This window comes from Algoriphagus sp. (genome assembly GCF_024642405.1).
GTDB lineage: Bacteria > Bacteroidota > Bacteroidia > Cytophagales > Cyclobacteriaceae > Algoriphagus.
In genome coordinates, this window is the sequence record NZ_JAHEBC010000008.1 from 9402 (window position 1) to 33675 (window position 24274).

Consider the following 24274-nt stretch of genomic DNA (forward strand, 5'->3'; position numbering starts at 1 on the left):
AAGGAAAAATTGAAAAAATTCTATTAGTGAATGCAGGGTTAGATTTGGCATATATAGCAGGAGGTATGTATCTCAAAGAAAGAGGGCTGAGAATTAACAAAGATAAGTTTGTCGGTTTTGGAAAGTCAATCATTTTGCAAGGTGCCTTTCTGTTGACATTTGATGCATTGATGTATACATTTCATGTCACTCACGCCAGAGAATTGCCCGCTTTTTTTGAACAGGTTTCATTCACTCCCACAGGATTAACAATGACTATTCCTTTTTCAAAATTATAAAAGGGAACTGCAATTGGACTTAGTTAACTTTATGAAAAAACTCAGTATTTAATTATTTTGAGTTTCCTTTTATTTTTTTTAGTAAAAAAAAACCTCCCGTTTTCACGAGAGGGATTATTTCAAAATTGATTGCAATTAATCTGCAAGATATTTTATTACAGGAGTATAGTCAAGATCAAAAGCTTCAGCTACAGCCTGATAGACAATATCTCCATTGATAATATTTAGGCCAGGAACTAACTCTGGATTATCCTGGGCAGCTTTTTTCCAGCCTTTATTTGCTAACTGAATAGCATAAGGAAGTGTCGCGTTGGTAAGAGCTAGGGTAGAAGTGTAAGGTACCGCTCCCGGCATGTTCGCTACACAATAATGTACTACATCATCAATGATAAAAGTAGGGTCTTGATGCGTTGTAGGCTTACAAGTTTCGATACATCCACCTTGATCTACGGCTACGTCGACAAGTACAGTTCCAGGCTGCATTTCTTTCAGCATGTCACGTGTAATCAAATGAGGTGCTTTAGCTCCTGGAATTAAGACTGCTCCAATAATCAGATCATGATTTTTGATCATTTTTCTGATATTGTATTCATTGGACATCATTGTTTTCACATTAGCTGGCATTACGTCAGCCAAATATCTCATGCGTGGCAGAGAAACGTCCATAATTGTAACATCTGCTCCCAAACCAGCGGCCATCCAAGCAGCTTGGGTACCTACGATACCACCACCAAGAATTAATACTTTGGCAGGAAGAACTCCTGGCACTCCACCAAGAAGAATTCCACGGCCTTGTAAAGGTTTTTCCAAATAGTTTGCACCCTTTTGAACGGCCATTCTACCTGCTACTTCAGACATTGGAATTAATAGAGGAAGACTTCTATCTGATTTTTCTACAGTTTCATAAGCTAAACAAACAGCTTTGCTTTCCACCATCGCTTTTGTAAGTGGTTCATAAGAAGCAAAGTGAAAATAAGTAAAAAGTAACTGATCTTCTTTGATCAATTTATATTCAGGTTCAATAGGTTCTTTTACTTTCATGATCATCTCAGCGATTTCGTAAGTAGCTTCGATGGTAGGGAGAATATTTGCACCTGCTTCTACATAAGCTTCATCAGGGAAACCTGAACCTTCACCTGCAGTGTGCTGGACATATACTGTGTGGCCTCTTTTGACCAACTCTTTCGCTCCTGCGGGAGTTAGGGCTACTCGATTCTCGTTGTTTTTAATTTCTTTAGGAACACCTATAATCATGGCTCGTATATTTGGATTAGAATATTGTCACAAAGATACTAAGCAAAAACAAACTCGAAAGGCCAATAGCAAATAGTATTTGGTATGATTTCGAAAAAAAATGTTTTTCGATATTTTATTCTGTAGATAATTTTTATTGTCTAATAAATTTCAAAAAAAGACTTTTAAACAAGTTTAATTTGGATTTTTTTTTAAGTATTTATTCAAAATATATTTTTATGATAAATATCAGAAAATCAGTTGATTGAATTGAATGTTATTTGAAAACAAAATATTATTTTGGTAAATAGTGATTTTTCAATCTCAATCCAAATTATTGATTGAAAAATATTGATCTATTAATTTGTAAAAAATAGGGAATTGGCTATTTTTGGAATATGCTATTATAGCAAAGATATACCCAAAGTAACTTTAGATAAAATGATTTATGGCAGAAGTTAAACCAATTCCTAAAAATCAAAACTCACCAAACTTCTCAAAAGCTGCGGTTCTAGAAGATTTCAGAACAGCCTTAATGAGTAGGCATGCCTCCCTAGTTGGTAGAAAAGAGGTTTTTATGGGTAAGGCGAAGTTTGGGATTTTTGGAGATGGAAAAGAGCTCGCACAGTTAGCAATGGCTAGGGCCTTCCAAATTGGTGATTTTAGGTCAGGTTACTACAGGGATCAAACTTTTATGATGGCCATAGGTGAGCTGACTGTTCAGGAATATTTTGCTCAGCTATATGCTCATACTAATGTAAATGCAGAACCTGCTAGTGCAGGAAGATTAATGAATGGTCATTTTGCAACGAGATCTTTGAATGAGGATGGAAGCTGGAAAGAACTAACAAAAATGTATAATTCTGCTGCAGATATATCCCCAACAGCTGCACAGATGCCAAAACTTTTGGGTTTGGCATATGCCTCAAAACTTTTTAGAGGGAATAAAGGACTTAAAAATTTCTCGGATTTATCAATAAATGGTAATGAAGTTGCATGGGGTACGATAGGAAATGCCTCTACCTCTGAAGGTTTGTTTTTCGAAACCATCAATGCGGCTGGAGTAATGCAAGTGCCAATGGTCATTTCTGTTTGGGACGATGCCTATGGGATCTCTGTTCCACAAGAATACCATACTACAAAAGGAAGTATCTCAGAAGCAATTGCAGGTTTTGAAAGAACAGAAAGTCAAAAAGGATTTGAGATAATTAAAGTTAAAGGTTGGGATTATGAAGGATTGATGAATGCTTTCTTCAATGCTGGTAAAATTGCAAGAGATGAACATGTCCCTGTATTGATTCATGTTGTAGAAATGACCCAACCCCAAGGTCATTCTACCTCTGGTTCTCATGAGCGCTATAAATCAACCGAACGTTTGAAGTGGGAAAAAGAGTGGGATTGTATCAGCAAATTTAGAGAATACATACTTTCATCTGAAATCGCAAGCCCTGAAACACTTGATAAAATAGAGGCTGAGATTAAAGCTGATGTCAAAAAACAGAAAGAAACAGCATGGGCTGAATTTTCAAAAGAGATAAAGGCTGAACTTCAGGAAGCATTTTCCCTAATCAAAAAGGCGGCTGAAAATAGTACTCGGAAAGTTATTTTGACCCAAATGGCTGATGAACTTTCTAGAACTCTTAATCCAATAAGAAAGGATGTTATTTCTACTGTCAGAAAAGCCATTTTGACTCTAAGATTTGATTCTAACGAATCAAAAATTGAATTAAAAAATTGGTATAAAGCACAAGAAGAAAAAAATCATGATCGCTATAATAGCCATCTATATAGTGAATCTAAATGGGGTGTTTTAAATATTGAAGAGGTAAAACCGAGATTTGACGACAAATCTATTTTAATAGATGGAAGAGAAATTCTTCAAAAATACTTTGATTATACTCTCGAAAATAATCCTAAGTTTTTCGCTTTTGGTGAAGATGTTGGAAAAATTGGAGATGTCAACCAAGCATTTGCCGGCCTTCAGGCAAAATATGGTGAATTAAGAGTTTCTGACACGAGTATTCGGGAAGCAACAATAGTAGGACAAGGGATTGGTACTGCCTTGAGAGGATTAAGACCAGTTGCTGAGATTCAATATTTAGACTATTTATTATATGGTCTTCAAATGCTTTCCGATGATTTGGCTTGTCTTCAATACAGAACAAAAGGCGGGCAAAAAGCACCTTTAATAATAAGAACTCGCGGTCATAGGTTAGAGGGAGTTTGGCATTCGGGCTCCCCAATGGGAATGATTTTATCCTCATTGAGAGGAATGGTTGTTTGTGTTCCTAGGGATATGACTCAAGCCGCAGGAATGTATGCCACTTTATTGCAAGCCGACGAACCTGCAATTGTGATAGAATGTCTAAACGGTTACCGACTGAAGGAAAAACTACCTTCTAATTTAGGAGAATATACTGTTCCAATGGGCAGACCAGATATTTTGAGGGAAGGAAATGATATTACAGTTGTGACTTATGGATCTATGTGTAGGATTGTTATGGAGGCTGCAGCCGAGTTGGGAGAATTGGGGATCGAGGTTGAAGTCATCGATGTACAAACTCTTTTACCTTTTGATGTTCATGGAATAATCGGCGAATCCATCAAGAAAACAAATCGAGTTATTTTTGCCGATGAGGATGTTCCTGGTGGAGCATCAGCTTATATGATGCAACAAGTATTGGAAAATCAGGAGGTCTTTAGGTATTTAGATTCCGAACCCATGACAATTGCTTCAAAGCCACATAGACCTGCATATTCTTCTGATGGTGATTATTTCTCTAAACCAAGCGTAGAAGATATAGTGGAAAAGGTTTATAAAGTCATGAATGAAGCAAATCCAAAATCTTTCCCTACATTATAAATTAAAAGCCCTTTTAGAGGGCTTTTAATTTCGTGTAATATTGTTTAGAGTTACATCAGGACTTGAAACTTCATTACTTTTATTGAGCTCACGATCTTGAATTTGTAGTTCAATCCTCAGCGTATCATTCCTAAAAATAGACTGCCATCCAGATGAAAGCATGGCGTATTTTATATTTCCTTCAATTGCCTGAGTTTCATCATTATTTAAAATCCTTGGAAATCTACCATTAAAAGTAGTAAAGAATGGTGGATCTTGCCATTTGAACTCAGTGTATTGACCGTTTCTTTTCACAAAGAATTTTACAAAAATATTGTACTGATTAGGGTTTTGAACTACCCAGATTGTGTCTTTAACTGTAGCATTATTAATGATTGGATCGATTACCCAGTCAATTGGATTATACACTGGTGCCTCTGGTGGTCTGGTTGAATAGGTAATTAACTCTCCTGCATTATTTCTTTGGTATTCAACAGCATTGAAAGGAGGATTAATTTCTGTGGCTCCTAGGCCTAAATCACCTTCTGCATCTTTAAAATTCAAAGAAACGATCAGTGAATCAGGGCCATTTGTAGGGACATATTCTATTGTGGAGAAATCAATTTCAGGAGTGCTGGGAAAATTATCCGGTGAATTCACACAAGAAAAACTTGCTAGAGCTAAAAAGAATATTCCTGAATAGTTTTTGAAACGCATATGGCCAAAGTAAATTTACATCCAAGTTGATAAATTAGAGCGATTGGACTTCGCAAAATATAAAACGATGCAGGATTTTAAAAGTTTTTCAGAAGGCATTAAAGATTTAAAATCTGAGGACTTTGAAACCTTAGCTTTAGAACTATTTAAATTTCAGGCATCGGAAAATCAAATCTATAAAAAATACATTGAAGCTCGGCAAATCAATATTTCTAAAGTAGATAACATTAAAAAGATTCCATTTTTACCAATTCAATTTTTCAAAGATTATAAAGTTATCTCAGGAGATCAATCTATGTTTCCTGGGTTTTATTCTAGTAGCGGTACTACAGGTATGATTACAAGCAAGCATTTTTATTGGTCTGAAGATTGGTATTTGAATCATGCTCAAAGGATTTTTGAAAAAGAATATGGATCAATTGAGGGATTTCACGTTTTAGCATTATTGCCATCTTATCTTGAGAGAAAAGGAAGTAGTTTGGTAAGAATGGCAGATCATTTCATTAAAGAAAGTAATTCTAAAGATTCTGGTTTTTATCTCTACAATCAAAATGAGCTGATTAAAAAACTCCTTTCTCTTTCCCACGATAGAAAGAAGGTTTTACTTTTGGGAGTCACTTTTGCGTTGTTGGATTTAGCTGAGACTGGAATTCAACTTCCAGAAATAAAAAATTTGATTGTTATGGAAACGGGAGGAATGAAGGGTAGAAGAAAGGAAATGATCCGGGAGGAGGTTCATTCCATTTTGAAATCATTTTTTAGAGTTAAAACCATTCATTCAGAATATGGGATGACAGAATTAATGTCTCAGGCATACTCAAAAGGGAAAGGAAAATATACATTACCACCGACTATGCACGTTATGCTAAGAGATATTAATGATCCTCTATCATGGACCAGCAGAAAACAAGGAGGAATCAATGTGATCGATCTCGCAAATTTTCACTCTTGTGCATTTATTGAAACACAGGATTTAGGTAGTTTTGATGAGAATGGGGAACTTGAAATATTGGGAAGAATTGATAACAGTGAAATCAGAGGATGTAATCTTCTGGTGCAGTAATTGCTATCTTAAGAATTATTAGACATATTTGATCAGCATAAAATCTGAATTATGAAAAAATTAGCAACAATCGCATTATTGGTAGGAATTTTAGCTTTGGGGGCCTGTGCCTCTAGTAAACCTTGTCCGGCATACGCCAAAGCGCCTTCTACTGAGAAGCCAAATAGTTAAAAAAAATGCTGACCTCAATAGTCAGCATATTTTTTTATATCTTCAAGACTAATTTCGGGTTCCCCCAGAATGACAAGTCTTTCAATCACGTTTCGTAATTCTCGAATGTTTCCTGTCCAGGGAAATTCTTGAAGTTTGTTCAAAGCTGAATTTGAAATGGATTTTTTTACATCACCATTTTCAGTAGCTATATCATCCAGAAATTTATCTACTAATAGCGGAATATCCTCTTTTCTGTCTTTTAAGGAAGGCACTTGAATTAATATGACACTAAGTCTATGGTATAAATCTTCCCTGAATTTTCCTTCCTTAATTTCACTTTTCAGGTCCTTATTTGTAGCAGCAAGAACACGGACATCAACTTTGATGTCTTTATCACTTCCAACTCGATTTATTAAATTTTCCTGAAGTGCTCTCAGTACTTTTGATTGAGCAGAAAGTGACATATCTCCAATTTCATCTAGAAAAAGAGTGCCTCCCTGCGCTTGTTCAAATTTCCCTTGTCTCTGTTTGTGTGCGGAGGTAAAAGCTCCTTTTTCATGACCAAATAGCTCACTTTCTATAAGTTCTGAGGGGATCGCTGCGCAATTCACTGCTACAAATGGCTGCCCGGATCTATGACTTTTAGCGTGAACCCAATGAGCAACCAATTCCTTTCCAGTTCCGTTTGGACCTGTAATCAAAACCCTGGCATCCGTTGGTGCTACTTTTTCAATAGTTTCTTTTACCATTTGAATAGCAGGCGATTCACCTACCATATCCAGTTTTTTGGAAAGTTTCTTTTTTAGAACTTTCGTTTCTGTCACAAGATTTTTCTTATCAAGTGCATTTCTGACAGTTAGCAATAACCTGTTAAGATCAGGTGGCTTGGGAATAAAATCAAATGCTCCTTTTTTTGTGGCTTCAACCGCTGTTTCTATGCTTCCATGTGCGGAAATCATAATGAATTGTGGAGATTTTTCTAAAGCTTTTGCTTGATCTAAAACCTCAATACCGTCCATTTTTGGCATTTTGACATCACAAAGCACTAAATCAAAATCTTCTTCAATAAGTTTTTTGAGGCCTTCTTCACCATCTTGTGCTTCAGAAACTTCAAATTTTTCGTATTCTAAAATTTCACGTAGGGTTGCTCGGATGACTTTTTCGTCATCAATAATCAAAATCTTCGACATGTCTGTAATTTAAAAGAAAAAAGTGCAAGTCTATAAGCCGGGTTCTGTTTCCTTCTGTTAAAACCAAAAAGAATTCCTGCCATTTATCTAGCCCTGACTTCGCAATCAGGATCTATCGATCTACCCATTCCGCGTAAGAGCGAGCAACCCTTCTTGGAACTTAATCCAATGCGGAACCTATTTGATCTTTCAACCCATAAGGTTTACCATGCCTCCGGCATCACTGTCGGAGCGGTGGGCTCTTACCCCACCTTTTCACCCTTATCTTGAAACCGATACTTATCGGAAAAAAGACGGTATATTTTCTGTGGCACTTTCTGTAAGCTAACCGTTCCCAGTTAGCCCCCTTCCTGTTAGGAAGTATGGCGCTCTATGTTGCCCGGACTTTCCTCTTTATCCAGGCAATGAACCTGAACACAGCGGCAAGACGACTTGCACTCCGTAAAGTACGGAATTTAATTCCAGATGGGTTTCAAGTCTTTGCTAAATGGTGATTAAAAAAATTAAAAGTTCTGATTTTTTTTAAATGATTTAAAACAATTGTTAACACTTCAAGTTTGTTATCTAAAGGCTTATAAAAGCTGATTTTCATAGTGCTGGGTTGAACCGCTCGTAACTGGGCGGTTCTTTTTTTATTGATTTAGAGTATCTTTTGATCATGAAGCCCAATTATAAATTCAAAAAACTGATCAAGGCCATAAATTGGTATCCACCTTACCTATTCTCAGGGATCAAGGTTATCAAATATTCGGAGGATTTTAAAATGTTTAAAGTAAGATTAAAGCTTACTTGGTATAATAGAAATTTAATCGGTACTGCATTTGGAGGGTCTCTATATTCAATGTGTGACCCCTTTTTCATGTTTATTTTAATTACAAATTTAGGGGATGATTATATCGTTTGGGATAAATATTCCCATATAGAATTTGTGAAACCTGGTAAAGGGGATGTTTTCGCTACATTTTTATTGAACTCGGAACAGATCGAGGAAGTAAAAAACACTGTGGATTCATCAGGGAAACATGTTTTTGAGTTTCCATGCGAAGTGGTAGATAAATCAGGCAATTTGATAGCAAGCCTTAAAAAAGGTGTATATGTAAGAAGAAGAGATTTTCAAAAAACAACAATGTAAGTTGCGTTTGGAATGCAATGCTTACCTTTGAGTACTAATTTGTCCGATATATGATTTTAGTAGGTAATGCAGTTCTTTCAGATGATATAAAAGAAAACTTTTTTGTATGTGATTTGGAGGCTTGTAAAGGAGCGTGCTGTGTGGAAGGAGATGCAGGTGCGCCTTTGGAAGACGAAGAAACAAAAATCATCGAAGATATTTATCCAATAGTCAAAGATTACATTACTGAGGAAGGAAGAAAAGTGATAGAAGCTCAGGGAACTTGGGTTATCGATAAAGATGGAGATAAAGGAACCCCAACAATAGGAGATAATAGAGAATGTGCTTATGCGCTCTATGATGAAAGAGGAATTTTAAAGTGCGGAATAGAGCAGGCCTATCTAGACGGGAAAATCAGCTGGAAAAAGCCGATTAGCTGTCATATGTATCCAATTCGGATTACCAAATACGATGAATTCGATGCCCTTAATTATGATCGCTGGCATATTTGTGACCCAGCTTGTCAATTGGGATCAAATCTGAAAGTTCCAATTTATAAATTTCTCAAAGACGCACTTATTCGTAAATATGGTGAGGCTTGGTATGAGGAATTGATAAAAGAAATAGAAGGATGATCAATAGGAATTAAGGAATTGAAAATAATTCTTAACTTATTCTAGATCTATATCGATAACACTTAATCGGTTTTGATTTGATAATGCCTGATGGGTTCTTCTCCTAAAAGATGCTCAATAAAATAATCCCAGCGCTTTTTTGTGAAATAATCCCCAGATGTTCTTCCAAAACTATGGTTTCTACTTGGCCAAATAAATAAATCAAAATCCTTACCTGCATTAATCAAAGCTTCAGCAAATTTGAAAGTTGCGGATGGGTTTACATTTTCATCTATTCCACCGTGGGCCAATAGCAAATGCCCCTTAAGATTAGCCGCATTGGTAATATTTGATTGATTATGGTAAAAATCACCCACGGGATAACCCATATACATTTCTGGCCACCAAGCTTTTTCCATTCTATGATCATGGTCACCCGCCGAGGCTACAGCTACTTTGTAAAAATCTGGATGTAAAAGAATTGCTCTTCCGGCATCATATCCACCAGCAGAGTGACCAAAAATTCCGACTTTATCTATATCCATGAACTTGTTTTTGGAAGCCAGCTCTTTTATTGCTAAAACATGATCAGTAGTTCCATCTCCTAAATTATTATAGGAAACATCATTGAATTCTTTTCCTCTACCATGTGTACCCAATCCATCTACCGTTACTAAAATAAACCCCAGTTCAGCCATTGGTTGTTGCAAACCAATTAATCCTTGTCTAAAAGTTTTTGGAGTAATAGCAGTATGAGGGCCAGTGTAGGTATAATCTATAATTGGATATTTCTTCTTTGCAGAGAAGTTAGTTGGAAGGTAATAGATCCCATAAATAGTAGTTTTTCCATCTTTGGCTGTGGCGGAAAATGGTTTCGGACTTTGGTATCCTCTATTTTTCAGGTTTGAAATATCAGCTTTGGAAACTTCATGAACTATTTTTCCTGTTTCTAGCTCTCTTACTACTGAAACTGTTGGCTGATCAACAGTGGAATAATTATCTACGAAATACTTTCCTCCCGAGGAATAAGAAATGTCATGGAATGATTTTTCAGGAGTCAATAAAGTGAGACCTGAACCATCGAAATTGACTTTGTAAGCAAAGGAATAATATGGATTAAGATCATCTTCCTTTCCAGCAGCTTCAAAAAATATCACCTCATTTTCTTCATCAACATTCAATAAATTTTTAACTACATAATCTCCAGTTGTAATTCTATTGATCAATTCACCTGTTTTCCAGTCTATCAGGTATAATTGATTCCAACCTGATTTTTCAGTTCCTAGAATAAATTGCCCATTATCTAATCTCCGGAGAATATTATTGTTGTTTACATGAGTAGGGGAAGACTCTGAATATACCTTTCTGATTTTTTTTGAATTTGCATTGATTTCTAAAATATCAAAAGCTTTGAATCCCCGATGAAGGTAGGTGCCAAATAGATTCTCACTTTCCGAGTCCCAGTTGAAATACATTCCTATAAAATGAGGAAGAGAAAGTTCCTGAAACTTAGTTTCAGATTTTTCTTCCAAATCAAAAATTACAGGAGTATACATCACGACGGAAGTATCTCCAGGTGAAGCTCTGTAATATCCCATCAGTTGGGGTCTAAATTTATCCTCTTGACTATTATCCAAGAGAAGCATTTTTTCGGCTAATCTTAAATCAACAATTTGAGTTTGGATTTTTTTAGAATCGGGTGACCAGTTTACGGTAAAATGAAACGGTCTTTCTCCATTCTCACCATGGATCATGTCGGACCAACCCCAAAAAGAGGCATATTCATAGTCTTTTTTTCCGTCAAAACTCAGTTGGATTTCTTCGCCAGTTTCTAAGTTTTCAACGAATAGATTGAAATTTCTAGTAAATGCTTTCCAGTTACCGTCAGGGGATAGGGAACTATCACGATTTCTTGGTGCTGAAGATCTTTTAGAATCTAATTTTCCTTCATGAAAAATCCAGTCCTTATTTTTCCATTCAAAGGAAATAGCCCCATCAGAGTTTATTTCAATCCTATTAAAAGGAAGGTTTTGTTCACTAATATTTTCGCCTGATTGGTGGCTCAATAATTCCGCTAATTTTTGATGGTCAAAAGCTTCGGAAGTTATTTTGTTTTCAATATCAGTTTTAAAAAATCTCTTACCATTTTCTGTGTAGGTCTGATGCCAAAAACTTGTTTTATCTGCTATCCAGTTAGGGTTTACTTCTAGATGGTAAATTTCCTTTTGAATATTATCGCTTAAAAAATATTCAGCCCTGTGATAAGTTTCTTCTGTGATTTGGCCAAAACCAATTTGACTAATGAAAGTTAATATTAGACTAAATACAAATCGTTTTGAAGTGCCGGTATTTGAAGGCTTGATCATGTTTGAAAAAGATTGATTGCACGATCAAGATACTTTTAATTCAATTGAAAATACTTTGGATTTTGACCAATAGTGATCTTGTTTTATAAATGGTTTTTTATTATCCGGCTGCTTCATAGGCCTTCTTTAGCCATTCAATTAATTCCTTGGAATATTGTTCTTCATGGTTGATGACTATCCGATGGCTAACCATTCCATTAGATTTGGTGTCAATTTCAAGAATTCCTATTGGATCTTGACCTTTCAGATTTATACCGATGTCAAATCTGGTTTTAGTAGCAGGAATCAATAAAGCGAATTGTTTTTTCCTCCGTACGCTTACATATGCATTTTTTGGAGCAAATTCCACGTCGTTTCCAAACTTTTTTATTTCCACACTCAGTTCTTCAAATAATGGAAGAAAATGCTCTTTGCCTTTATATTGCTTTTCGATCAACTCATCTGTACCTGATGCTGATCCTGCATCTGATTGTAATGTTTTGTGTGCAACTAAATTCGCAAATCCATGTGAAAATCCATGCGCACTTTTTAGAAACTTGACAATTTCTCCATGCTTTGATAATTTCTCCTTTTTTGCGATTAAAACCCAAGCGTCTAGGCTTTTTCCTGTGTTTTTCTCCAGGTTTTCAATCATCGTTTGTGCTGCTTGGTCCATGACTTTGCTTTTTTTAAAATTCAATTTCAGTTAGAATGGGAAAATGATCAGATCCCTGAATTAGTTGTTTTTTGATGCTTTGAATAAGATCATCATCTTTTTCAAGATATGGATTCCAAACTTTGCCCCCGAGAACTTTTAATCCTTGACTGGCTAAAATATGATCGATTAATACATTCACCTGATCTCCAGTGATTCTGTCTTTGAAGCGACTTGAGTTCGGTGTCCAACCGTAGGAATTAAGTTTTGGCTTTGGTAATACTGATCTGAGAATATATTCTGGATACCATGTGTCACCTAGCAACAATTCTACAGCACTTTTACTAAAGCGATTTTCATAAAAATCCAATTCGAAGCCATCATTAATGTCTCCCATGACTATTACTTGTTGACCTTTTTCCAAATATTCATCGCATCGGTCCCGGATTGACATACACTCAGCAAAAAGCTTTAGTCTATCCCGCTGAGAAATTTGTTCAAACCTTGCGTAGTCTACCATATCAAATATTCCTTTTGATTTGGTGTGAGCAATTATGACTCGTGTGAGGAAAGTGTTATCCAAGCCTAAAATGCTTAGTTCTAATGGTGGTCTATAATGCTTGTACTGTTCCTTGATGAGTCGATTTAAAGTGTCAACCAAAAAAGCTTCATCAAATCTTTTACCTTCTTTTGTTTCGGGGGTAAAAAGCACCTTTATTTTTTCCGGGTTATACAAAGCACACAGTTCCTGCTGTCCGGGAGAAGGAAAACCATGCATCGCTTTGAGGTTTTTATTTGGAATAAATTCCTGAATCCATGCTTCCAACTGTAAACTAGCAGTTTTCGACTTGTCTACTAATGTATTGGGACCTTCTACTATTCCAAGAAAATCAGGGTCCATTGCCTCGACAACCTCTGCCAGTTTTCTACTACGTTCTCCGTCTTCGCCAGTGGTTTTTGGATTACCCTGCGAATCAAATAGATCCCGCATCCACTGAACATTATATACTCCGATCTTTAGTTTCATAAAAAATTACAGTTTAAAGAAATACTGATATAAGTTACAAAATTCAGATTAGAGATGTGACGGTCGAAGGATTAACTTTATACTTTTATATAGATTCGTTTTTTGTCCATCCATAGCCCAATTAACCAGATTAAAAGCATATAGGAAAATGCAAAAAAGAAAGAGGCATTTTTTGGGCTAAGCCAACTTGTAAACAAGTTTTGATAGATGGTAGACCTTAGCGACATGTCACCAACTGGGATCATCCCAAAAAGCGTAATAACTATTCCAGAAGCGATGTAAAGTATCAAAGGATTCCTTCCAAAGACTAAGAAGAAATAAGTCCAATTATTGACTTTTTTCAATTCTATTATGTAAACTAAAACGGCAAGAATTAACATGTCTATACCGACTGTTAACAATACATAAGAACTTGTCCAGATTTTTTTGTTGATTGGGAAAAGTATATCCCAAGCATAGGCAGCTACTATTAATATCGCCCCGGCGATAATTAACTTTTTGATAGATTCCATACTATTTCCCAGTTTTTGAATCATTTTGCCTACTATATATCCCGCAATGACATTAACAATTGAAGGAAGGGTGCTCAAAATTCCTTCGGGATCAAATGGGATCCCTTCTCCACCATACATACGATCTTCACCTACCAGCGCTAAATCAAGCTTGATTGCAGCATTTCCTGTAAGTCCAAAAGGATCGGCAGAGTCTCCAAATACAAGCATTATTGCCCAGTAACCTAGAAGCGCTACTCCACTAAATATCCATCCTAATTTTACTCCACCTAGGTAAAGAATTATCGCTGCAAAGAAATAGCCTAAGGCTATTCTTTGTAAAACTCCAAACAAACGAACTTCAGTGATATTAATAAAGCTGAATTCTCCCGAATCAGATATATCATAAAAAGGAAAAGCATTCAGGAGCCAACCTATGAAGAAAATCAAAAATGCTCTTTTTCCTACTTTCTTGAAAAAATCCCCTGATGACATTTCTTGGAGTTTTTTCATTGAAAAACTCATGGCATTTCCAACAACAAACATAAAGGTGGGAAAAACCAAATCGGTAGGAGTGAATCCGTGCCAGCTGGCATGTGCCAAAGGTGGATACAGATTAGACCAATCACCTGCTGTATTAACAATTACCATAAAAGCTATGGTCATTCCTCTCAATACATCCAATGCAAGATATCTGTTAGATAAAACTGAAGGACCTGTATTAATATCCATGATTTAAATTAAGTTGGGTGGTTAATTAACTTAAAAAGTCAAAACAAATAATTCAGCCCCAATTTAAAATATTATCTTGTTTTTTACTTTTCAGACAATTTTTTATTCAATTAAACTTACCAATATGAAAAACATGGAAATAGAAAATCTTAAAGTAGTTGATCCAATCGAGTTAGATAAACTACCAACGGTTTTGGATTTGGGGATTTCAGAAAAAAAGAAAGCCAAGAAATTGAATGATTATAGAGAAGAGCTCAGTGATCATCAAGACACAATGTATGCGCATAATAAGTATTCTATCTTGATATGTTTGCAAGGGATGGACACTGCTGGAAAGGATAGCTTAATCCGAGAGGTATTCAAAGAGTTTAATCCAAGAGGAGTGGTCGTTCACAGTTTTAAAACTCCATCAACTAATGAGTTGAAACATGATTATTTGTGGAGGCATTATTTAGCACTTCCGCAAAGAGGGAAATATGCGGTTTTTAACAGGACACATTATGAAAATGTTTTAGTAACCCGAGTTCATCCAGAATATATTTTGAATGAAAATATCCCAAACATTAATTCTGTTGATGACATTACTCCAGCATTTTGGGAAAAGAGATTCGAGCAAATAAACAATTTTGAAAAGCATATAAGTCAAAATGGGGTTATTATCCTAAAATTTTTTCTCCATTTGAGTAAAGAAGAACAAAGACAAAGACTTTTGAGGAGATTGGACAAACAAAAACACAATTGGAAGTTCTCTCCAGGTGACTTGAAAGAAAGGAATTTATGGGCTAAATATCAGAAATATTATGAGGAGGCGATCAATAAAACATCAAAACCCCATGCTCCTTGGTATATTATTCCTTCGGATAATAAAAAAACAGCAAGATTATTGGTGGCTAAAACTATCCTAGAGGAAGTTGCCAGGTTCAAGGATATCAAAGAACCAGAATTAGAAATGTCTATTGCTGAGAATATAAATAAATACAGAGAAGAACTTCAAAAGGATGTATAGTAAATAAGAAAATTGAAAGTTTGACTACTATTATTTTTTTTTCAAAAACTCCAAAATAGGGATCAATAGAGGCTTCTTTAGTTTTAAAGTGATTCATTTTACGCGAAGGTTCATTCCAATTAAATCAATTGATTAGAATTGCCAGAAGATCATCTAAACCCTTTGATTAATGCAGTCTTGGTCTTTAGATAGCTAAAAAAACTTCAATTTTTAGCTTGTTAATAAAGAAGATTAGACTATTGACAATATGGAGAGTAATCATTTTTTTAACTAGTTAATCCAAAATAAAAAAGTATTTTAGAGCAATATAATTGTACTTTAGAATTAAGGATTTCTTTAAATATTTCAATCTCAACTTTATTGTTTTAAAATGAAAAATATCTTTTTAATAATTCTTAGCCTTTTTCTTTTTTCGGCAGTTTTTGCTCAAAGCGAAAAAAGATATGTGATCAAGCTAAAAGATAAAGGAGTTTTTACAACTGCTGATATTTTGGATAGAGATCAAGCCCAAAGAGGGAATAGTTCTCTTCGAAAGATGAAAAAGGATAAGGCCGAAAATATAGCTAGGAGCAAAGGTGTCAATAAGATTTTAAAAACATTCTCTGATGTTGAAGTTGGTCTAGTGGTAGAAATGAATGAAACTCAAGCTGAGGCTATAAGGAGAGATTCAGAAATAGAATCTGTAATTGAAGATTTTATAATGCAGGGTAGACCCAGAATGCAGGCCCGAAGGCCTATCATGCAGGGTAGGCCGAGAATGCAAGAGGAATATGGATATGATATAGGTGCAGGAACTAATTGTTCAATTATTGAAGCAGGAGGCGGACAACAAAGAAATGGTGCGGAAAGGAATTTTATTTGGATTGTTGATTCTGGGATAGATGGAAGTCACGATGATTTGAAAAAAAGTATCAATAAATCTAAGAAATACGCAAAATCATTTGTCGATAATGACCCATGGAAAGACGGAGCAGGCCATGGTACATTTATGGCAGGATTAGCTTCTGCCGAATCCAAACCGAATGGAAATGAATTTGCAATGAACGGAGTAGCTCCTGGCGTACCAACTGTATCATTAAAAGTACTTGATTCGAATGGAGAAGGGTTTTGGTCTGATATCGTTTTAGCATTAGATCATGTCGCTCAGTTTGGAAGAAGGGGAGATGTTGTGTCCATGAGTTTGGGGGCATTTGGAATTTCAAATTGTGCTGATTCAAACCCGATACTTAGTGAATCAATAAGAAACCTAGCAAGCAAAGGAATTTTCATAGTCATGTCAGCAGGAAATGATGGAGGCGATTCAAATATGAATTTACCTGGTTGTATAACCGGGGAAAACATTTTTACTGTGGGCTCAATTGATTTTAATTGCCAAGATGGTCAAGGTAATTGCTCAAGTTTTTCTAATCTGGGATCAAATGTAAACTGGGTAGCTCCAGGAAATCCAGTATTTTCTACTTTTCCCGGGAATGAATATCAGGTTTGGTCAGGAACCTCCATGTCAGCTGCTTATGTAGCAGGAATTATTTATGCGTCGCAGGGATCTCCTGCAGTTGCAGGAACTGTAAGTTGTGGTGGAAGAACTTATTCCATTCCAAAGATTAGATAAGGGTAACTAATAGCACTAAAAAAAGTAGGATTTGAGATTTTTCATGCCCTACTTTTTTTATGTAAATAATGAATTAGGGATTGGTCCTTTTTAATGAAGAACTTAATTTCATTACTCTTATTTCGGATTTTATTTCTTCGATCAGTATCATAAAATCAGGATCATTTCGAATGGAGTCAAATAATGGATTAATTTCCAAAATCTGATAATCTTGAAAATTCATACTTTTGGCTAAGCTCAAGTATTCCAGAGCTTTCTCTTTATTCTCTCTCATTAAATACAAAGCGGAGGTAAAAACTGCAAACTCTTTATCCGCAGTGCCTTCTTCCAGTTCTTTGATATATTCGTTAAGCTTTTCATTAATATAAAAATCAGCCTGTTCGTTTTTTCCTTCGGATTTAAAAAGGCTGGCTAAATAAATCGGTGCGTAAAAGTAGGGATCTGATTTCCAATCTTCTTTTTCTTCAAGAGATCTGCTTAGGTATTTTTCAGCAGTTTCATAATTCCTGTTCATATAGGAAAGGATCCCTGCAACTTGAGATATATTCGGATCATTGTTGATCAATTTCTCAACTTTGTTAATCACAGATTGAACGCTATCCGATTTTCCTTCCGATAAAAAACTTAAGCCCAGTTGTTCGTAGGTATCAAATGAAGGTTTGATCGAAAGAGATTTCTTAAGCCAAAATTGTGCTTGGTCTTGGTTCTCGAGCAATCTGTAATTCCATCCTAAAATTTGAAAAGGAATGAAGCTTTTGGGGTTTAGTCCTGCAGCTTTTCTTTGTAAATCCAGGGATTTATCCAATTGACCGGTAATAAAATAAGCTGTTGCAAGGTTTCCAATAGCTTGTGCATGATTTGGACTGATATTAACAGCTTTTTCTAAATATTCCAGAGCCAATCGATATTGATTATCATAATAATAAGCTACCCCCATGGCTTTGTATCCTTCTGCAAGTCTAGGATCCATTTCAATGGCCATATTTCCTGCATAAAGAGAAGAGTCTAGCCAAACGGATGAATAATTAAAAATCCCAAACATTTGTGCGTAAGCATCTCCCAGTCCTGCCCATGCCAAAGCAAAGGTTGAGTCAATTTTAATTGCCTCTTTAAAGCTTACAATTGCATTCTCATTATTTTTAAGTTGGTATTCATAATATTGGCCTCTTCCTTTTAAATATTCTTCATAAGCTTCAAAACTCAAGGTAGGTTTCTTATTGATTTGATCAATTTCTGATAAGGTTACTTCTGCTTGAAGCTTAGTAGCTATTTCTGATGCAATTCGACTCTGTACCTCAAATAAATCCTCGATCATTTCCAAGTCAAATGTTTCTGCCCAGATTGTTTGATTTGAATTAGCATCTATCAGTTGTACACGAATTCGTAGTCTTTCACCTGACCATTGAACACTTCCTTCTAAAAGTGTACTTACACCCAAGGCTAAAGCAATTTCAGGATTACTCTCTTGTGAGTTTTTATATAATACCGTACTATTTCGGGAAATTACACGCAGAGAATTTATCTTGGATAGCTGCGTGATTATATCTTCTGTTAGCCCATCGCTGAAATATTCTTTGTTTGGATCCGCATTTAGATTTTTCAAGGGCAGAACCGCAATCGATTTATCTTTTGTCCAACTAGTAGGTTCTCCCCAGTTAATGAACCAAATTAAGAAAGCTATGATACTTACTAAAAGTCCAATGCCTACCCAATATCTCCAAGTTTTTCGTTCCTGATATTTGATCGTACTGATCATTTGCTCCCTTCTTGGGACTATCAAGGGTTCAGTGGATAGAGCAAATAAAGTCAGGTTACGTTCAACATTCTTTAGCTTGAACTCACCTAATTTTACATTAGGGAATTTATCTTCGGAATCAATTAGCCCTTTTAATTCTGTCGAAAATAAGACGCAAGATGGAACCCCAATGCTTTGAATTCTTGAAGCTATATTAACTGCATCTCCAAAAACATCACCACGATCAAAAATGACATCTCCACAATGTAAACCAATCCTTAGCTTAATACCACCCTTTGTTTGCCACTCTTTCTGGATTTCCAGACTTGCGTTAAGGGCTTCTTCAGCATTTTCAAAAGTAGCTAAAACTCCATCCCCAAGTTCTTTAATCAGCGTTCCATTAAATTTGTCAAAAAAATGTTGATGAACATCAAGATTATTTTTCATCAACTGGTATGCCTTATCTTCATCTCTCCCCATCAATTGGGTGTAGCCTACAATGTCAGAGAAAAATACAACTGAAAGCTTCTTGTTTAGACTTTGATTCATATAAGCAGTTCCATGCCTCTAATTAGAGAAGCAAAGGATGGGGTTTTACAAAATTTATTTCAAGATAAAGATCAAAACACTATTTCTATCCCAAAATTAAATTAAATGTATTTTTCGCATTGGATTAAATTTTATCGATTTCCAATACCAGAGTAAGATATTTCTCAATAAATCAATATTGAATTTTTGTTCAAAAATAAAGCATTTTTTTTTGTTACTTATTGTTGTTCGGTTGGATTATATAAATGGAGAAAGGGTAATATCCAAAACCGAAATATTCCTTATTAAAAAATCCCTTTTCTATTTTTTCTTAAGTAAGAATTTTTCGGATAATTCATCAATTCCAACTTCTTTTAAAAAAGTTTTTATAGCCCTTTTACCAAGTTTTTATACTTTTTTATAATCCCAATATTATGTTTTTCTCCTAAATCAGTATTTGAACTATGAAAAATTTCAGGATTGTGTCCTGAATTTATAATTATTGATGCAGCTTCTAGCATTATTGTATTTAATATAGCTGAACCTATAATGGTGGAGGTAGCGCCCATTTTTGAATTAAACCCTTCTAAGGTAATAGATGCATCACCAATTTCCCCAAAATTATCGAAAGCTAGTTCACAGACTTCAAAAAGCTTTTTTTCTGAACTGTGTCTGGAATTCACTGATTTACTATGAGAGATATTTGTGATACAAATGGTTTTTGCTCCAGCTTTTGAAGCTTCAAGTGCTAGGTCAATAGGAACAGGATTTCTTCCGGAATTAGACGCCAAAATGAAGATGTCTTTGTTTGAAAGAGAATAATTGCCTAGATACTTTTTAGCTAATCCTTCTTGTCTCTCTGCCTCTGTGCTACCTGTTGCATCAATATGAAGCATAAGTTTAGGGGCGAAAATTGGCCTAACTCGAGCAAATCCGCCAGCCCTATAAAATATTTCTTCCGCAAGAATATGAGAATGGCCTGTTCCAATTGCATAAATCCATCCTTGATTTTGGAGGCTTTCAGCAATCCACTTTGCTGCTAGTTGAATTTTTCCTTCTTGACCTAAAGCTAAATTTAGTTTTTTCTGTAAAACCAAATAATAGGATTGGGTTAAGGGGGATTGCATCTCTTAATCTAAGAATGAAATTTCATCTATAAATACCCAACCTTTAGAACCTGCTCCTGGATGCCATTTTGGGAGAGATTTAATTGTCTTCATTTTAATTTTGACTTTATTAAATTCCTTATTAGGCATATCGTAATTCAGGGCTTCAAATCTTGAAGGCTTAATATCTTTAGATTGAGCAGGGACCTCATCTACTATTTTTTCCCAATTTCCATTATTACTTATCCAAACCTCAACCTGCGTGGGTGGGAAAATATATGCGCCTTCGTGATAAAGCAGGCTTAAAGTTAATTCTTTTGGTCTTTGACCATCAGCCAAAGTGATTTCTACCTCAGGATCTTCGTCTTGGAAGCCAAGCCACTCACCTGATGTATGATTGTTTTTTCCTTTTATTTGGTCTATCAATGTCAATTCGCCTTTTCCAAAATAGTTAGGATTTGGTTGAGTAAGCAATTTTAATTCCTTAGGTGGATTTCCACTTCTAAATAATAAAACACTTGATGAAGGGCTTCCTTTCCAATCTTTTGCAAAAGCTCTTGCTTTTACTTCAGCTGTTTTATTGATCCAGATAGGTTCATTATAGATCGAGGAGGAAGTACTATCAGGTTCTTCACCATCTGTTGTATACCTAATTTCAACAGTTTTGATAGGATGCGTTATTTCTAGCTTTGTGCTATCGGCAAACATATTTATTTCTGAAATGATTGTTGGTGAGTTAAGATCATAAATAACCCCACGACCATCAAAACCAAATTCAATTTTGGTGTCAGGCAATTGATTTCTCAATAGATCTTTTTGAGGATCACTGAGGCCAGTTTGCCATAAAAATAGTTTTTCAAGACTTTTCATCTTGCTTAAACTTTCAAGGCTTTTCTCATCTATTGTATTTCCAGAAATTGCTAAAGACGTCAAATTTTCCAATTTTGAAATCTCAGAAATTTCATCTGACGTAAGGTTGGTGAAATTAGCCTGAAGCTCTCTCAGATTAGGAAAATTGGAAAGGAATCCAAAACTCACACCTTCGAGAGGCATCTTGTTCAAATTTAGTTGAACCACTTGTTCCCCGATCGCTTTGAGTTCATCTAATGAACTTGGGTCAAATGCCGAAATACCAAAATAAGAAACCACCAAAGCTGGAGAGCCTGGGTAAACAGGAGCTACTTCTCTAAAAAAATTATTTAATTCGGAGATAGTTTCAGGATCTGCTGAATTGAAATCATAATTCTCTGTTGTGGTGAATTTTTGGGAGGCTAATTGGAATAAATCAGTTTGAGAATCTATTTCCTCAAGTTTTTGATCAAAACTAGCTCCAGAATATACCCAGTCCATTAAAATCGTCTTTTCTTCATCTGTAAGTTGGATTTTATTTTTTGGAGGCATGTGTTCTTTCTCTTCCATAGGAAGATTGATCCGGGTCACTAAAAGGGAATTGTCGAAATCTCCTGGAACTACGAAAGGTCCTGACTTCCCGCCTTTCTTAATATGATCGATTTGGTCCATCCTTAGCTCACCCTTAATCTTTCCTTCTTTATGGCAACTGATACATTTAGCTTGAAGGATTGGTTGAACGACATCTCTAAACACTTCTGCCTCATTTAAGGCTAAAGTTTCTTGCTCTTCTTTCAAAATAGGGGCAAGTAGAAAATTTTCACCATGAGTTAAATCTGCTCCCCAGTGGCCCGCAAGCAAAACTCCAACAGCGATTATTGCGCTAAGACTTTTTGAAAACCGTATGGATTGATTTCTGAAAAAATAAAGCAAAGTGCTTAGTCCAAATACAGCCAGCCCTGCCCATTTATGCCAGTCTAAAGCTGCTCCCTCATAATTTTCTTGTGCAAGAATGAGCCCGGCTAAAACAGTAATTCCTGCAAAGTTGCAACCTAGAAGAAAGCTTAATTCACCAAACTCTTTTAAATCTTTTTTTGTATTGAGATTTGGAATCCAAAAAAACAATAAACCAAAAAGCAAAAGAACAATCGGGAAGTGTAAAATGAGTGGATGGCTTCTTCCAATCACTTGAAGCCATTCTGGGAGAAATAAATTATCTCCACCTATTGTTAAAATTAGAGCCAAACCTAACCATACAAAGAGGGTGTTTTCAAGAATGGATCGAAAAGAACTTAAACTAATCATAAGAAGCTTTAAGCAATGATATCTTTTATTACATGTCCGGAAACATCGGTTAATCTATACCTTCTTCCTAAATGTTTGTAGGTCATTCGCTCGTGGTCTATTCCCATAAGGTTCATGACCGTAGCTTGGAAGTCATGAACATGTACTGGGTTTTCGGAAATATTATATCCAAATTCATCTGTTTCACCATAAACCATTCCGGATTTTACGCCTCCGCCTGCCATCCAAATAGAAAATGCTCTTGGATGGTGGTCTCTTCCATAATTGTCTTCAAGGATTTTTCCTTGGCAATAATTTGTTCTTCCAAATTCACCACCCCAGATAACGAGAGTTTCATCCAACATGCCTCTTTGCTTTAAATCAGTAATCAAAGCGGCAGAGGCCTGATCTACATCCTTGGCCTGAAGAGCCATCTCGCTTGGTAGATTACCATGTTGATCCCAACCTTGATGATATAATTGGACAAATCTAACTCCACTTTCAGAAAGTTTCCTTGCCAAAAGGCAGTTAGCAGCGTAAGTGCCGGGAATCAGGCAATCAGGTCCATACATTTTGATGATACTATCAGGTTCTTTAGACACGTCGGTCATTTCAGGAACGGCTGTTTGCATTCTATAGGCCATTTCATATTGTTGAATTTTGGCACTAATTTCTGGGTCATTAAATTCTTTATAACTCAGATCATTCATTGCAGAGATCTGATCAAGCATTTTTCTTCGCTCATCTCTGGACATGGATTTTGGATCCTTAAGGTATAAGACAGGATCTTCAGAATTTGAGAATTGCACACCTTGATGGGTTGCTTCTAAGAATCCATTGCTCCAAAGCTTAGAATAAACTCCTTGACCATTTCCTTTTCCCCGACTTAAAAGCACACAGAAAGCGGGAAGATTGCTGTTCTCACTCCCAAGTCCATAACTCAGCCAAGAACCCATACTTGGACGATTTCCTACTTGGGCCCCAGTTTGGAAAAAAGTTAATGCTGGATCATGGTTGATAGCCTCCGTATGCATGGACTTTATGATACAAATATCATCGACTACTCCTGCGGTATGAGGAAAAATCTCTGAAATCCAAGCTCTTGATTCACCGTATTGATTGAATTTAAAATAAGAACCGACTAATGGAAAAGATGTCTGCCCGGCAGTCATTCCCGTAAGTCTTTGGCCGCCCCGAATAGAGTCAGGGAGTTCCTGCCCAATGTTTTTATTCAATAAGGGTTTATAATCAAATGACTCCAATTGACTTGGGGCACCATTCTGGAAAAGGTAAATTACCCGCTTTGCCTTTGGGGCAAAATGCGGTAAAGCCGACATAATTGCCTCTTCGTCAGGACTACCGCCTTTGAAAAGATCCGGGATAAGTAATGATCCCAAAGCAGCACTACCTACACCTAAGCTTAGTTTTGATAAAAACTTTCTTCTATTCAGATTTAAACCCTGCTCAAATATTTCCTTTTCCATATTAAATCTTGGTAATCGTTTCTTCCAAATTATATAAACTAACTATTACCTGCATTAAAGCTGCAGATCTGGCGGTTTCCTTAGAGGAGTCTATTGGATATTCTCCGACTTCCAAAGTTGGCTTGATTTGATCATTATTTTTTTCGAACCTATCTAATTGATCTTCGAAATAGGCTTCAATCAAATCAGCCTCATCTGAAGTCATTTCTCTACAAAGAATTC

At 35.9% G+C, this 24274-nt stretch carries 17 protein-coding genes, 1 other RNA gene and 2 pseudogenes; 7 read left to right on the forward strand and 13 right to left on the reverse strand.

What is annotated here, in order from left to right; all coding sequences use genetic code 11:
* Positions 1-278, forward strand: a pseudogene (locus tag Q0L68_RS01395) (hypothetical protein); the annotation flags it as partial.
* A 135-nt stretch (positions 279-413) separates the two neighbouring features.
* On the opposite strand, the gene ald reads toward Q0L68_RS01395, so the two are convergent.
* Entirely contained in the window at positions 414-1532 is a 1119-nt protein-coding gene (gene ald, locus Q0L68_RS01400; protein ID WP_296698344.1) for an alanine dehydrogenase, read from the reverse strand.
* Between the two features lie 427 nt (positions 1533-1959).
* Here ald and Q0L68_RS01405 point away from each other — a divergent pair, with 427 nt between their 5' ends.
* Positions 1960-4374 carry a thiamine pyrophosphate-dependent enzyme gene (locus Q0L68_RS01405; protein ID WP_296698347.1) on the forward strand — a complete coding sequence of 805 codons (2415 nt, stop codon included), beginning with the start codon at positions 1960-1962 and terminating at the stop codon, positions 4372-4374.
* A 24-nt stretch (positions 4375-4398) separates the two neighbouring features.
* On the opposite strand, the gene Q0L68_RS01410 is transcribed toward Q0L68_RS01405, so the two are convergent.
* Positions 4399-5070 (reverse strand): hypothetical protein, encoded by a 672-nt coding sequence (locus Q0L68_RS01410; RefSeq protein ID WP_296698349.1) that lies wholly within the window; start codon positions 5068-5070, stop codon positions 4399-4401.
* Positions 5071-5137: 67 nt separating this feature from the next.
* On the opposite strand from Q0L68_RS01410, the gene Q0L68_RS01415 reads away from it, so the two are divergent.
* Positions 5138-6133 (forward strand): acyl transferase, encoded by a 996-nt coding sequence (locus Q0L68_RS01415; protein ID WP_296698352.1) that lies wholly within the window; start codon positions 5138-5140, stop codon positions 6131-6133.
* 185 nt (positions 6134-6318) lie between these two features.
* On the opposite strand, the gene Q0L68_RS01420 is transcribed toward Q0L68_RS01415, so the two are convergent.
* Complete coding sequence (locus Q0L68_RS01420) at positions 6319-7476, reverse strand: sigma-54 dependent transcriptional regulator (RefSeq protein ID WP_296698353.1); 1158 nt, start codon at positions 7474-7476, stop codon at positions 6319-6321.
* A 17-nt stretch (positions 7477-7493) separates the two neighbouring features.
* An RNA gene (rnpB, locus tag Q0L68_RS01425) (RNase P RNA component class A) lies at positions 7494-7915 on the reverse strand.
* Between the two features lie 219 nt (positions 7916-8134).
* Here rnpB and Q0L68_RS01430 point away from each other — a divergent pair.
* Both Q0L68_RS01430 and Q0L68_RS01435 read left to right on the forward strand, forming a co-directional pair.
* Positions 8135-8608: a DUF4442 domain-containing protein gene (locus Q0L68_RS01430; protein ID WP_296698356.1), complete on the forward strand. Its 474-nt coding sequence runs from the start codon at positions 8135-8137 to the stop codon at positions 8606-8608.
* A 50-nt stretch (positions 8609-8658) separates the two neighbouring features.
* Positions 8659-9222: a DUF3109 family protein gene (locus Q0L68_RS01435; protein WP_296698358.1), complete on the forward strand. Its 564-nt coding sequence runs from the start codon at positions 8659-8661 to the stop codon at positions 9220-9222.
* A gap of 62 nt (positions 9223-9284) precedes the next feature.
* Here Q0L68_RS01435 and Q0L68_RS01440 read toward each other — a convergent pair whose 3' ends face one another.
* The 4 genes from Q0L68_RS01440 to Q0L68_RS01455 form a co-directional block, all read right to left on the reverse strand.
* Positions 9285-11567: a prolyl oligopeptidase family serine peptidase gene (locus Q0L68_RS01440; protein WP_296698361.1), complete on the reverse strand. Its 2283-nt coding sequence runs from the start codon at positions 11565-11567 to the stop codon at positions 9285-9287.
* Between the two features lie 100 nt (positions 11568-11667).
* A complete protein-coding gene (locus Q0L68_RS01445; RefSeq protein ID WP_296698363.1) occupies positions 11668-12222 on the reverse strand; it encodes a DUF4287 domain-containing protein in 555 nt (184 codons plus the stop codon).
* Positions 12223-12235: 13 nt separating this feature from the next.
* Positions 12236-13228: a hypothetical protein gene (locus Q0L68_RS01450; RefSeq protein ID WP_296698366.1), complete on the reverse strand. Its 993-nt coding sequence runs from the start codon at positions 13226-13228 to the stop codon at positions 12236-12238.
* A 77-nt stretch (positions 13229-13305) separates the two neighbouring features.
* Entirely contained in the window at positions 13306-14451 is a 1146-nt protein-coding gene (locus tag Q0L68_RS01455) for a DUF5009 domain-containing protein (protein ID WP_296698369.1), read from the reverse strand.
* A 124-nt stretch (positions 14452-14575) separates the two neighbouring features.
* Between Q0L68_RS01455 and Q0L68_RS01460 the strand changes: the two genes are divergently transcribed.
* Both Q0L68_RS01460 and Q0L68_RS01465 read left to right on the forward strand, forming a co-directional pair.
* Positions 14576-15457 (forward strand): PPK2 family polyphosphate kinase, encoded by an 882-nt coding sequence (locus tag Q0L68_RS01460; protein ID WP_296698372.1) that lies wholly within the window; start codon positions 14576-14578, stop codon positions 15455-15457.
* 370 nt (positions 15458-15827) lie between these two features.
* Positions 15828-17066, forward strand: a complete 1239-nt coding sequence (locus Q0L68_RS01465) for a S8 family serine peptidase (protein WP_296698374.1) — start codon at positions 15828-15830, stop codon at positions 17064-17066.
* Positions 17067-17139: 73 nt separating this feature from the next.
* On the opposite strand, the gene Q0L68_RS01470 is transcribed toward Q0L68_RS01465, so the two are convergent.
* From Q0L68_RS01470 to Q0L68_RS01490, 5 genes and pseudogenes are all read right to left on the reverse strand, one after another.
* Positions 17140-19350 carry a tetratricopeptide repeat protein gene (locus tag Q0L68_RS01470; protein WP_296698377.1) on the reverse strand — a complete coding sequence of 737 codons (2211 nt, stop codon included), beginning with the start codon at positions 19348-19350 and terminating at the stop codon, positions 17140-17142.
* A gap of 365 nt (positions 19351-19715) precedes the next feature.
* Positions 19716-20456, reverse strand: a complete 741-nt coding sequence (locus Q0L68_RS01475; RefSeq protein WP_296698380.1) for an SIS domain-containing protein — start codon at positions 20454-20456, stop codon at positions 19716-19718.
* Positions 20457-20459: 3 nt separating this feature from the next.
* Positions 20460-22589 (reverse strand): FN3 associated domain-containing protein, encoded by a 2130-nt coding sequence (locus Q0L68_RS01480; protein WP_296698383.1) that lies wholly within the window; start codon positions 22587-22589, stop codon positions 20460-20462.
* 8 nt (positions 22590-22597) lie between these two features.
* Positions 22598-24052, reverse strand: coding sequence for a DUF1501 domain-containing protein (locus tag Q0L68_RS01485; protein WP_296698387.1), 1455 nt, complete (start codon positions 24050-24052; stop codon positions 22598-22600).
* 1 nt (position 24053) lies between these two features.
* Positions 24054-24274, reverse strand: a pseudogene (locus Q0L68_RS01490) (hypothetical protein); the annotation flags it as partial.